The organism is Paenibacillus yanchengensis, assembly GCF_042684845.1.
GTDB lineage: Bacteria > Bacillota > Bacilli > Paenibacillales > Paenibacillaceae > Pristimantibacillus > Pristimantibacillus yanchengensis.
On sequence record NZ_JBHUMH010000022.1, the window covers coordinates 1 to 13,157 of the forward strand.

At 37.5% G+C, this 13,157-nt stretch carries 9 protein-coding genes; 7 read left to right on the forward strand and 2 right to left on the reverse strand.

The annotated features are described in order from the left end of the window. The first annotated feature begins 294 nt into the window (after nt 1-294). From ACFSTH_RS10480 to ACFSTH_RS10495, 4 genes are read left to right on the forward strand one after another with little or no spacing between them, the layout of a single operon-like run. A complete protein-coding gene (locus ACFSTH_RS10480; protein WP_377771025.1) occupies nt 295-1,170 on the forward strand; it encodes a carbohydrate ABC transporter permease in 876 nt (291 codons plus the stop codon). 51 nt (nt 1,171-1,221) lie between these two features. Then, the gene (locus ACFSTH_RS10485; RefSeq protein ID WP_377771360.1) at nt 1,222-2,091 is read left to right on the forward strand and encodes a carbohydrate ABC transporter permease; all 870 of its coding nucleotides are present in this window, start codon (nt 1,222-1,224) and stop codon (nt 2,089-2,091) included. Nucleotides 2,092-2,125: 34 nt separating this feature from the next. Further along, the gene (locus ACFSTH_RS10490) at nt 2,126-3,298 is read left to right on the forward strand and encodes an efflux RND transporter periplasmic adaptor subunit (protein ID WP_377771027.1); all 1,173 of its coding nucleotides are present in this window, start codon (nt 2,126-2,128) and stop codon (nt 3,296-3,298) included. A gap of 35 nt (nt 3,299-3,333) precedes the next feature. Beyond that, on the forward strand, nt 3,334-4,701 hold the full coding sequence (locus tag ACFSTH_RS10495) for an ABC transporter substrate-binding protein (RefSeq protein WP_377771029.1): 1,368 nt from the start codon (nt 3,334-3,336) through the stop codon (nt 4,699-4,701). Between the two features lie 841 nt (nt 4,702-5,542). Here ACFSTH_RS10495 and ACFSTH_RS10500 read toward each other — a convergent pair. Next, nucleotides 5,543-7,039 carry a stalk domain-containing protein gene (locus ACFSTH_RS10500; RefSeq protein ID WP_377771031.1) on the reverse strand — a complete coding sequence of 499 codons (1,497 nt, stop codon included), beginning with the start codon at nt 7,037-7,039 and terminating at the stop codon, nt 5,543-5,545. A gap of 253 nt (nt 7,040-7,292) precedes the next feature. On the opposite strand from ACFSTH_RS10500, the gene ACFSTH_RS10505 reads away from it, so the two are divergent. Together ACFSTH_RS10505 and ACFSTH_RS10510 are read left to right on the forward strand one after the other, a co-directional pair. Then, nucleotides 7,293-8,957 carry a YcdB/YcdC domain-containing protein gene (locus tag ACFSTH_RS10505; RefSeq protein WP_377771033.1) on the forward strand — a complete coding sequence of 555 codons (1,665 nt, stop codon included), beginning with the start codon at nt 7,293-7,295 and terminating at the stop codon, nt 8,955-8,957. A 174-nt stretch (nt 8,958-9,131) separates the two neighbouring features. Next, nucleotides 9,132-9,806, forward strand: a complete 675-nt coding sequence (locus ACFSTH_RS10510; protein WP_377771035.1) for a hypothetical protein — start codon at nt 9,132-9,134, stop codon at nt 9,804-9,806. Between the two features lie 116 nt (nt 9,807-9,922). Here ACFSTH_RS10510 and ACFSTH_RS10515 read toward each other — a convergent pair whose 3' ends face one another. Beyond that, a complete protein-coding gene (locus ACFSTH_RS10515) occupies nt 9,923-11,263 on the reverse strand; it encodes a cyclic 2,3-diphosphoglycerate synthase (protein WP_377771037.1) in 1,341 nt (446 codons plus the stop codon). A 422-nt stretch (nt 11,264-11,685) separates the two neighbouring features. On the opposite strand from ACFSTH_RS10515, the gene ACFSTH_RS10520 reads away from it, so the two are divergent. Continuing rightward, complete coding sequence (locus ACFSTH_RS10520; protein ID WP_377771039.1) at nt 11,686-12,885, forward strand: cation:proton antiporter; 1,200 nt, start codon at nt 11,686-11,688, stop codon at nt 12,883-12,885. The last annotated feature ends 272 nt before the right edge of the window (nt 12,886-13,157 follow it).

Sequence of the window (13,157 nt, forward strand, 5' to 3'; positions counted from 1 at the left end):
GAGTTCATATTCCTCCACAATCGCTGCTCTGGTTTTCCCATTTTCATAGAGTTGCACCATTTGTTTTTTGAATTCGGTCGTAAACGTACGACGTTGTTTTTTAGGCATTGTAGAGATCCGCTCCTTACCATGATAGTTTTATTCTACAAGCCCTTATTTTTTCTGTCCACCTTAGTGTAGCCGATCCAGTAACAACTACTTGAGTGGGTCGGTTTTTTTTGTAGGCTTGTCATTCGGTTGACATATTGCTCGATTATAATACGTAGTAGCAAACATGGTAAGGAGATAAGCGAGATGAAGTATAGCCGTTTGGCAAGGAAAGAGATAGTTATAGCTCTTTGTTTTTTATTACCGAGTTTGATTGGGTTTGCTTTGTTTTATATTATTCCATTCGGACAGACGATAAGTCATTCCTTGCAAGATCGACTGGTTAACGGTGGTGATAGGGGTATTACTTTACAACATTATCAAGCGATAGTAGCGAGTTCTTCCTTTCGTAATGCGGCTAGCAACACGGGCAGTTTTATTGCAATAGCTGTTCCACTGATCGTTGTTATTTCGCTGGCGCTTGCTATGATGCTGAACAGTCATGTTTATTTACGAAAATGGTTAAGAACGGCATACGTATTGCCTTTAGTCGTGCCTGTCGCTTCCATTATTTTAGTGTGGCAACTGTTGTTTGATTGGAACGGAGCGTTGAATGAGTGGCTCGTGCGATTGGGTGGGGGGCGAGTAGATTGGATGAAAACAGAGTGGGCGCAAGCAGTCATTATTATGATGTATATATGGAAAAATACAGGGTATAACGTTGTGCTTTTTTTAGCAGGGCTACAAAATATACCGGAGCAATATTATGAAATTGCTAGTTTAGAAGGAGCAGGAAGGTGGCGCAAACTATCGATTACGATTATCTATTTAGTGCCAACTTTTTTTCTAGTCATATTAATGTCGATTTTAAACTCGTTTAAAATATTTCGTGAAACCTATCTAATAGCGGGGGAATATCCGCACGATAGTATTTATATGCTACAGCATTATATGAACAACTTATTTCTATCATTAGATATGGAGAAGCTGTCGGCAGCAGCTGTCTTGATGGCTATAGCTATTTTGGTGCTTGTATTTGTTTTATTTCGAGTGGAGAAGGTGTTTCGATCTTTTATGGAATAGAGGGAATAAAGAGGGGATAAAGGGAAGAAAGGAGGAAGTTAATTGCTTGTTATGAACCGTTGGAAGCGCAAAGAAATGGGATATGCGATTGGACGTACTGCTATTTTGCTAGTTATTGGTGTCGCATTACTCTTTCCAGTTGTGTTGACAGTCATTAATTCGTTGATGACGGAGCAAGAAATATTAGCGAATTACAGTATGCTTGGCAGTACCGAATCTAGTCAATTAGTGCAATTAAAGTGGATACCGGATTGGGTGTCCTTACAGCAATATTATCAAGTGTTAATCGCAACACCTCAATATCTTTATTTATTTTGGAACTCGGTTGGATTAGTCGTACCGATTATTGTTGGGCAAGTGGTTGTTGCGGCATTGGCTGCATTTGCATTTGGTAAACTTCAATTTCCTGGTCGTGAGATATTATTTTCTATTTATTTGTTAGCGATGCTGTTGCCATTTCAAGTAACGTTAGTACCTAACTATATTATGATTGATCAGCTTGGATTAATGAATAAAGCAGCTTCTATTATATTGCCGGGTATATTTGCGGCGTTTGGTGTATTTTTGCTACGCCAGTTTATGTTACAAATACCGACGGCTTATATCGAAGCAGCCAAAATAGATGGTGCTAGCTACTTCCGAATTTTCCGCTCTATTGTATTACCGATGGTAAAACCGGGTTTAGCAGCGCTAGTGGTCTTATTGTTTGCTGATTATTGGAATATGGTGGAGCAGCCACTAATCTTTTTGCAAAACGCAGAGATGCAGCCATTGTCGGTATTTTTATCTCGTTTGCAAAAAGAAGCATTCTCCGTATCATTCGCAGCATCCGTCATTTATATGATTCCGATGCTGTTGTTATTTTTGCTGGCAGAAAAATATTTTATTGAAGGGATTGAATTGTCAGGAATTAAAGGATAAGGAACGATAGAAAAGGAGCAGAGAACTTAAAGCGATGAAGAAACGTAGCGAGCGGGTGTGGATAAGTTTATTGGTTATTTTTTTTGCAATATTATTGTTGCTGACGTTGTTTAGTAATACAATTCAAACGGCGATGCTGCCCAAAGTAGTAACGTCGCAAGCAGCAGCGAAGTCATTGTCTTATACGTTGCAAAGTAGCGGTACAGTAACTCCCAAAGCAGTACAGTTTATCCGAAGTAGCATCAGTGGAGGAATTGCTAAAATTACTGTAAAAGAACAGCAAACGGTAAAGAAAGGAGATATATTGCTAACCTTTGATGATGAACAACGAAAACTGCTAGAAAGACAATTGCGTGAAGGGGAACTGCAATATGATAAACAACAGCTGCAAGGGGAGTTGCTACAGGAGCAATATGTTACTGCGGTAAAAGAAGCAGATACGGATGCCATTGCCCAAGCGAAGCGAGATATTAAGCTGCATAAGCTAGATTTGGAATTAGCGGAGCTTAAGTTAGATACGTTGCGTGAAGATATGAGGACGAGTAGACAATTGGTATCAGAAAAAGCTGGAATAGTTGCTGAGTTGTTAGTCGAAGAAGGGGAACAAGTAACGAATGGACAGTCCGTGCTCCATTTGATTGATCCAATAGAAGGGTATGAAATAACATTCGTCTTGGACAAACCGTTAGCCGATCGCTTGCAGCTAGGACAGCAACTGAAAGTGACAATACAAGAGGAACAAGGAAAGCAGCAAAAGGCAGCTGGACAGATTAGCGATATAAAACGAATAGATGCTCGCTCGTCTAGTAGTAGTTCTAATGAAACAGTAGCTAGTACAAAAGAAGAAGAAGAGTTACCAGACAAAGTAGAGCTAGCAGAAGTGACGCTACAATTGTCGAGTAAGGAGGTGCAACCGTCTTGGATTGGAGCGGAGGCTCAATTAGTTGATACTTTGCCAGTGGAAGAACAAGGAGTTGTGTTACAGCAATCATTTGTGAAATGGGATAGCAAAGGTAGTTACGTCCTAGTAGTACGTGAGAAAAAATCTTCTCTTGGCAATACCTACATTGCCGACAAAGTATACGTCACGATTGCTGCGGAAGTGGGGGATGAAGTTATGATAACCCGTGGTTTAACAGCAGATGACAAAGTAATTATTGAAGCAAGCGAACCAATAGAAGCAGGTAATCGAGTCCGAATTTATTAATAAGACAAGAAGCAGAGTAAAGGAGACGGGGAATAATGATAATTATAAGTTGGAGAAAAAAGATAGGTATAGTAGGTTTGATGCTCCTGTTGCTACTAGCAGCATGTTCTGCACCGAGCAATTATTCCGATAAAGGGGAGTCGGCTGGAGAAGCTGGCAATCAACAGCAGAAAAAAGTAGTGGTTGCTGTACAAGGTGAAAATAAATTTTTGGAGGAAGCTGCTACTGCATTTGAACAACAATATACGGATATCGATATAGAATTACAATATTATATGGCGATGCCACAAGTAGCGACAGGTGGTGGGATGACCGAAGCGATTGCACAAGCTGATGTTGAAAAGTATATACAAACGGTTACTACACAAATTATGGCGGGTAAAGGCTCGGATTTAATCGTCATGAATCAGTTGCCACAACAAAAGTTGGTAGAGAAAAAAATGCTCGTTAATTTGTATGACAAAATGGAGCAGGATAGTGATTTTCAACTGGATCATTTTTATAAAAGTGTGTTAACAGCATCACAAGATGGAGATGGTTTGTACGCTATACCATTTGCAATGCAGCTCGATATGGTACAAGGGCGTCAAGATTTATTAGACAAGGCTAAGTTACAAATCGATGATGCATCTTGGACGTGGGAACAGTTTAAAGAAGTAGCGAAACAGTTAAAACAAACGGTTGGTGAAGATTACTATGCTTTTATTAACGTGTTTCCGATGCATTTATTAATTAACTATATGGAAGAAAATTTGTCTACTTTAATTGATGAAACGGGAACCGCCCATTTTGATTCCGATCATTTCCGGGAAATGATGGCATCTATTAAATCACTATATGATGAGCAAGTATTGCAGCAGCAATTTTCATACGATTATGATAAGGCATTATTTTCACAAACATCATTGTCTAGCCCAGAAGGTGCGCTGCGAACGATGAGTATGGCTAATAGTGTGTTATTTAAAAGTCCAACAGCTAGCGGCAAAGGAGAAGGCATTCCATTTCGATCGGAATTAATGATGGGAATGAATAGCAAATCAACAGTGCAAGAAGAAGCATGGCTATTTTTGAAATTTTTACTGTCAGACCATATGCAACAATCGCTTGAACTATCAGGTATCCCAATAAATAAAGTGGTAGCAGAACAACGAATAGAAGAGGCTGCTACGAAACTTGTCAATGGCGAAGTGGAATACGCCGATCCTGTATCAGCCGAAGTTGCAGAGCAGCAAGCGGTACAATTAAAAGAACTGCTCACGAATGTAGGAGACAAATTGCAATTAGATCACAAAGTCCAATCCATTGCAATTGAAGAATTCGAAATGTACATGAACAACCAAAAAACTGCGGAGGAAGTAAGTAAACTCATTCAAAATCGAGTATCCACTTATTTGAATGAGTAGTGATGTAGATGATGTAGATGATGTAGAATGATGGAAAATGAAAAGTAGTGTAGAGCGTGCAGAATGATTGCAAATGAAAAGTAGTGTATAGCGTGCAGAATGATGGCAAATAAAAAGTAGTATAGATCGTGCAGAATGATGGCAAATGAATAACGATGTAGATGGTTTAGAACGATATATGCTAGAAAGTAAACATACTAACATTTATAACACAGACCAAGTGAAGTGCTACTAATGTTAGTATGTCTTCCATCAAAATACCCATTCATGCGAAAATCAAATAAAGCGTTTTCCCTATGGTTTGCAGATGATCTTCATACGAAAAAACGTACAAAGTGTTAGCTTCAAAGGCTATTTTGTGACTGTTTATAGGAAAAAACGTACAAAGTGTTAGCTCCAAAGGTTATACTGTGACCGTTTATAGGAAAATACGTACAAAACGTTCGTTCCATAGGTCTGTCCAGGACTGTTTATACGATTTTTCATACAAACTTTCTCCCTTAGCGTGATGTCATCTGCACATTCACTTGGATGACGTGATTCAACTAGTATCGCACATGGAACCTTCGATGATATAGACAATATGGCGGTTTGTTGAGTCTATTTGTGACAGTATAAATCAATGAAAGCGCAAAATGCAGTAGAAAGGGGGCGTCCAGTTGTCAGTTGCACTGATTTATGGATGCCCCCTACTTGATAGTAAAATGATTTGCAACAATAATGGAGCTGATAGCTGATAGCTGATAGCTGATAGCTGATAGCTGCTAGCTGCTCATTAACAATTAGACATTAAGTCATAGTTGATTAATCAATTATAAGTAATCAAATCAAATATCAATTATTATTTATTAATAACAATATTGTCGCTACCTACGGATACTTCGCTTAGTTTCATTACTTTATCGAAGAACGCTAGTGGAGCGTAGGCATTGCCGTCTTTTTTGATGACAGGTACAGTGCCTAATTTAATTGGTGCTAGCTTAGCAAATGTGTAGTAATCTTTGTTTAATTGTAAAGAGATCGTATTACCAAGGCGAATTGTTTTCGTTGGTTGTTCCCAAGTTACTTTTATATCTAGCGCTTCAGCGATAGCTCTAACTGGAAGCATGACAACATCTTTATCATTTATATAAGCGGCTGGCGCTTTAATTGTTTTGCCGTTAACGATAAATTGCTTTTTGTCGATCGCTACTTCTTCTTGTGCAATTCCTTGTTCTTTTAGTACAACAATTTTTTGTGGAGTGGTGATTGCAGGAATGCTCTTAGTTGAAGCACCATACTCTACGAACAACACTTGATCTACGAGGCTACCAGTGTAAGCTTTGCCAGCAGTATCTGTTACTTTGATGTCTTCATCAACATTTAGCTTTAATGTACCGTTAGAGCTAACCATTTCTTTGTCGAATTTATCTACTGTTGTAAAAGAATCATCTGTATCCACGCTCACAGCAATTGGAGTATATTGTGGCGGATAGATCATAATCATTGGCATATTATTTTGTAAGAAAGCAGTTATAGTAGCACCTTCTTTAAGTTCGCCGTTAACAAATGTTTCAGCATTAATGTTCAAGTAAGCTGTTTCTTTATTATCAAGTTCAATCTTTACTGATTTGCGAGACTTGTCCGTCTCGTGTGGAGTAATGGCTGTAATTTTACCAGTAACGTTACTGTAGTCGCCAACATTCACTTCTTCCTCCACTACATTTTGTTGTTTTAATACAACTACTTTGGTTGGTATTGTTTGTGCAGGAAGACTTTCATTCGAAACACTGTAAGTAACGAGTAAGTTTTTGTTAGTTAGTTCGCCATCAAATGCTTTTCCATCGTAGCTCACAACTTCCGTTTTGTCGTTAATGTTCAGTTTTAATTGTCCATCTGCACTTATAAGATTTTTGTCGAAGTGATCTGCGATAACAGACTCACCAGTTGTACTATTAGCAATAACTAGAGCTTGATATTGTGGTGGGAATATCATAGGAGCACCCGCATTACCATTATAGTATGCAACAACATTGGCTCCAGTTTTTAATTCGTTAGCTACATATGTTTCATCTGTAACGTAGAAGTTAGTAATACTATCATCTTTTGCTTTGACTGTAACGATTTTTGTATTGTCTTGTAATGTATGTTCTGTAATTTTATCTACGACACCTGTAACAGTCATAAATTTAATTGCTTGTACGTTTTGATTAGCTGCGTCATGTTGTTTGATTACTCGTTCTGCTGCGACCGGTGTTACACTCGACGGTGTACTGGCTGCTACAATGCCAGCAGCTGACATAGATAACATAGCTATAGAGATAGATCCGATAAATGTTTTCTTCATTAGTTTATTCATTATTTTCTCTCCTTACGATGTATAGCGATTTTGTTAAGGTACCTATTACTCTAAACGAAACAACGTTTCGAATTGTTGCACTTTATATAAAAATACTGTTTTTTTATTGTTATGATATTGTAAATAAGTTGATGAACGGTTACTCGCATTGTTACGATATTGTAAATAAGTTGATGAACGCTTACTCGCATTGTTATGATTATTGTAAGTAAGATGCAAGCGAGATATTAGAAGTATTAAGGAGTCGATATATATGTTATCTCCATTTGATCCGATAATAATTAACGAAATACTAGAAAAAACAGAACTAACAAAACAAGAGACAATGGAGCAACTGCAACAATATTACAAACAATTACTTGCTATACCTACGCATTATTCAATAGCGATTGAAGAGGTGGAGCGCAATAGCGAGGAAAGAGAACAGTATCAATTTGTTTGGACGAACACAGGTGAATTAATAATAAATGGCAACCCTGAGCAAGTGGCAGTATTGTTGGAATTGAATGAGATTGGTCGCATCATGGAATATAGTCGGGAAGGGGAAACGGCATTAAGTTCAGAAAATACATTGCCAGAGATGGAGGAAGATAAGTCGCAACCAGCATTGTCGGAGGATGAAGCTTATCAGATCGCTCTTACTTTTATACAACAAAAAACAGGTTATCGATGCGATGAATATCAGTTGACAAAAGTGAAAAACGAAGAAGAAAAATATTATTTTTATTGGCAACAAGAAGAGCTGCAACTACCCGTTCCTTATTCAGGGTATTATGTTGTTGTTCAACACAATAAACAAATTAGTGAGTTTCGTTATTATGGTACTAAAGCTGTCAATTTATCCGATCAGCCAGATCAAGCAACCTCCGAATTGTATCGATATTTCGCACAGTTTCTTATAAAACAGCTCGATTTAAATATAGAAATTACGAATGAACAACCACGATTAAAACTAGCATATTTTGCGCGGTTTCTTATACATGGTTGGCGAGTAGATGGTAGCAATTGGGGAGAAATAATGGAAAGAATAAAGCTGGCGGATGCCGACGAAGAAGCGGATATACATGATGAAGACGAAGCATCAGAAGTGGAAGAAAAGCAAGCTAAGTCCTATATCGACAAGATCGCAAACTTTTCTTTGGAAACGATGAAACAAAGCGAACGTTTACAAACTGTCGAACAATTACAGCAGTTTTTTGCTATTGACCCCGAAAACTACGAATTAATAAGAAGCTCTCCTATAAATGAACATGTAGAAGGTTTAGTATGGCGGAAACGTCATTATATATCAAAACGAAAACAAGAAAAAACATTTGAACATTTACTGTTGGATGGGATAGAAGAAACGATTAAAATAAAATGGAACAGAAAAACGAAGCGAGTACTTGGATTTATTTCCTTTGAAGATGATGAGGTTATTAAAAAAGATGGACATGAAGGGGTAGGGGAAGTTGCTCGTAATTTATGGAACGTAGACAAGTGCTTGGAGGTGGTCAAGCATACAATGCAACAGTTATACACCGATTTAATACCGTATTTACGACTAGAATCGATTAGAGAAAACGATGGTAGATATTTCTTTACGTTCATTTTGGAAAAAAAAGGTCACGCACTGTCTGAACAGTTTAGTATGGCGGTTCACCGCTGCACAGGACAAATTAGAATGCTGATGGTTCCGGATATTACTGGGGCGGATGTAGAACAACTGCAAACCACACCACTTTATGAAGTATCAGACATCGCCGATCAATTGCAAAGTAGCATTACATTTGTGAAACAGTGGCAGGATGATTATGCTGCTGATCATTCGGAGAGACAATACCATCTAGTTTATCAACCGGTAGCTCGAACTCGACCTGAGAAAGAATTGAGCGGACTAATCGACGCTGTTACAGGAGAATGGTTAACTTATCGATAACAAAAAAACTCGGACTATTCTAAACAGCTGTCACTATATATTTGAAGCAGTCCGAAAATAATTTTTTTTGTTACACTATTGTAATATATAAAATTCGCCAAAAATATTGTTATATCATTTTTCCAATGTATACTAAATAATAGACGCTTATATTTTAGTGGAGGTTGACAATCGATGAAAAAAAGAACATTTGTAATCATATTAAGTACTGCTATGCTGGCTAGTATGGCAACGGGAGCATTTGCAGCTACCAAATTGCAACAAATTAAAGCATACTTAAATCCAGAAATTAAAGTGCAAGTAGATGGAACATTCAAAACGATGCGTGATGGTAAAGGTAATGAATTGGCTTCTATCAATTATAATGGGCTTAATTATTTTCCTATTGCTGCAATAGCTGGTGCTTTAGACACTGCGGTGGATTATAACAAAGAAACGAAAGTAATTTCACTTGGTGAAAAAGTAGATGGTGTCTCTATTGCGAAAGGCTTCAGCGATATGTATTTTACGAAAGATAGCAAACTTACGACATATAAAGGACACGATTATAAAGAAGGATGGTTTAACAACGGCCCGGGCAATCGTGAAGCATCCTTCATGCTCAAACCAAGCAAAAAATATCAAACATTGTATTTGAAAGTAGCAACGATCGATGGGGATATTAGTAATTTTACAGTGAAAGATGCTGACAAGGATGTTATACTTAAGCAGGTAGCTACGATTACACCTGAAGAAGGTTTGGCAACGATTGAAGTGGATATTGGTGGAGCTGACTCACTATACATTTTTGGTGATGTGAAGGATAAGACGGCGGTTTTTGTCCCATTAACAGCATCGTATTATAAATAAAGAACTAAATTGTTTTATATAGTTTGAAAGTATAAAGTAAAAGGTTGTTCAAAATTGACATTTGTCATTTGAACAACCTTTTGTTTGTTGCCTGTATTATGTTATTTGTCGCTGCACTATTTTAATTGATGCTTTTTAACAAATTCACGCAATGTTTCCTCTAAGTTAGGGCTGCCCACTTCATCTAGTTCATAGTGAACTCTAGTGAATGGCTTGTCTATTTTAATTACTCGTGAAAGATCAATTGGTGTACCAATGATAACGACGTCACATTCTGTCCGATTGATTGTTTCTTCCAAGTCTTTCAGTTGTTGTTTTCCGTAACCCATAGCAGGTAACAGATTTTCAATATGGCTGTACTTATTCAATGTATCGGTTAGTGTACCAACAGTGTAAGGACGTGGATCAACTAGTTCTTGAGCGCCTAGACGTTCAGCAGCTACTGTTCCAGCACCGATTTTCATTTCGCCGTGTGTTAATGTTGGGCCATCTTCTACGACTAGTACACGTTTTCCTTTGATCATTTCTGGATTGTCGACCGTAATTTTTGATTCTGCTTTTATAATAGTAGCTGTAGGGTTAGTACGTTTAATATTTTCTTCTACTATTTTAATCGCTTCTGGCGTAGCACTGTCAATTTTATTAATAATAGCTATATCAGAGATGCGCAAACTTACTTCACCTGGGTAATAGTTCAATTCATGTCCAGGACGGTGTGGATCAAGTACAGTAACTGCTAGATCGGCTTGATAGAAAGAGAAATCATTGTTTCCGCCATCCCATATTATAACGTCACAGCCATCCGGATCATTTTCTGCTGCACGTAATATTTCTTCGTAATCAACGCCAGCATATATAATGTTACCACGTGTAATATGTGGCTCATATTCTTCCATCTCTTCAATCGTACATTTGTGAAGCTGCAAATCTTCCACCGTTGCAAATCGTTGCACACGTTGCGCAGCCAAGTCGCCATATGGCATAGGATGTCTTACAGCAACTACCTTCAAGCCATGCTCCATAAGTAGCTCGATAATTTTGCGAGAAGTTTGGCTTTTGCCGCTTCCTGTCCGTACTGCACAAATGGATATAACAGGTTTATTACTTTTTAGCATCGTATTTTTTGGTCCTAGTAAAGTGAAGTCTGCACCTGCTGCATTAGCAATAGCGCCAACACTCATAACATCTTCATAACGAATATCACTATAAGCAAATACACATTCATCTGCTTGTAATTCTTTAATTAGCTTTGGCAATTCATCTTGTGAATAGATAGGAATACCTTCTGGATAAAGCGAACCAGCAAGTTCTGCTGGGTATCTGCGTCCATCAATGTCTGGAATTTGAGCTGCCGTAAATGCGACAACATTGTAGCTGTCGTTATTACGATAATACGTATTGAAGTTGTGGAAATCTCTTCCAGCCGCTCCGATAATGATAATATTTTTCTTTGTCATTAGGTTCACTCCTGTTTCATTTAATCAAAAGGATAGTAATAGTATGTATAATACGCTGCTACTTTTCGTATCCCAATAAAATATCACTGTTTCCATCATACCTTTTGGAGCCGATGAATCCAAGCGACTTTTTAAAAATATTAGAGAAAAAAATGATAAAATATTGACGAAACTATAAATGAAACAATAATGGAAACAACTGCTGTCACGATTACTGTCTAGTATGCTAATAATTACTTCTTGTATTCCAATTTAGAATAGCGTAACATTAGTGGCAGAAGAATAGTTTTATCCGGTGGAGTCTGTCAACATAGGATACTTGTATTTATTTACAAGCACTTATGTTTTGATTGGCTTTTTTTGTGTTGTTATGTTTCAATACGGAATTTTCAGGCTACTACTAGAGAGAAAGGAGTTACATCATGGAATTTATTTTAAGTCTTGTTTTAATTATTATTGCGACGAAGTTTGCGGGGGATTTGTCCGTTCGCTTAGGGCAGCCAGCAGTGTTAGGTAAATTGTTAGCTGGAATTATATTGGGTCCTGCCGTGTTCAATTTAATTCATGATGGCCAAGATGGGGCATTGATCGATATGTTCGCTCAAATTGGGGTTTTATTATTAATGTTCATTGCAGGATTGGAAACGGACATCGATCAGCTTCGTAAAAATTGGCTACCATCGTTTGCAGTTGCTTTTGGAGGAATTATTTTACCCTTTATCGGAGGATATGGTTTGGCAGTAGCGCTTAATCTATCTCAAACACATGCTTTATTTATCGGTATTTTGTTATGTGCCACATCGGTTAGTATTACGGTACAAACGTTAAAAGAGATGAATCAGCTGAACTCGCGAGAAGGAACGACCATATTAGGTGCTGCTGTAGTAGATGATATCGTCGTTGTTATATTATTTGCTGTGATGATGAGCTTGCTTGGAACAGGGGAAGCTGTTTCCATTCCACTGATGATTACCAAAAAAGTAGTGTTCTTTGCAGTAATTATTGCTCTAAGTTGGTTTGTTGTTCCATTTGTATTAAAACTGATGTCGAAGCTCAAAGTAACGGAAGGTATCATGAGTGCAGGATTATTATTGTGTTTAGGCTTTTCATACTTTGCGGAATTTATGGGTGTAGCGGGTATTATCGGAGCATTTGCAGCAGGGTTAGCTATATCTAGAACAGAATATCAGAAAACAATTGAAACGAAAGTGGAGCCGATTGCTTACACGTTATTCGTACCCGTGTTCTTTGTAAGTATCGGTTTAGATGTAACTTTCGGTGGGTTGAGCAATCAATTGTTGTTTATCGTGTTACTTACAATAGTAGCGGTATTCACCAAATTAATTGGAGGCGGAATTGGAGCAAGGTTAACTGGATTTAATGCGCGTGAATCGATAGCTATTGGTGCAGGAATGGTATCAAGAGGTGAAGTTGCGCTTATTATTGCTGCATCTGGTTTAGCTGCTGGTTTATTACCAGAGGAATATTTTACATCCGTTGTTTTGGTCATTATATTGACGACACTTATTACACCACCTTTAATTAAAATGGTCTTTCAATCTAAATCTAAAATAGAAGATACACACAATACGAACTCTAAACAAGTGGAAATTGACCAGTAACAATGATAACTAAAAAATAAAACGGTTATTTGTAATATGAGCTACATTAAAATTTGAACAACACTTAAGAGATGAACGTATCGATCTTTTGAGTGTTGTTTTTTTGTTTATTAAACTAAGCTAACGCACTTTTATTAGTATTTTATCAAATGTACAGTTCTTTTTTTTATTCTCGTATAATGTCGAGAAGTTTAAATAATGGAGGTTGGTTTATGTCTCAAGCTAATATTCCTAATATTACCCCAACTATTACGTTAATGTTGATAAAGCTC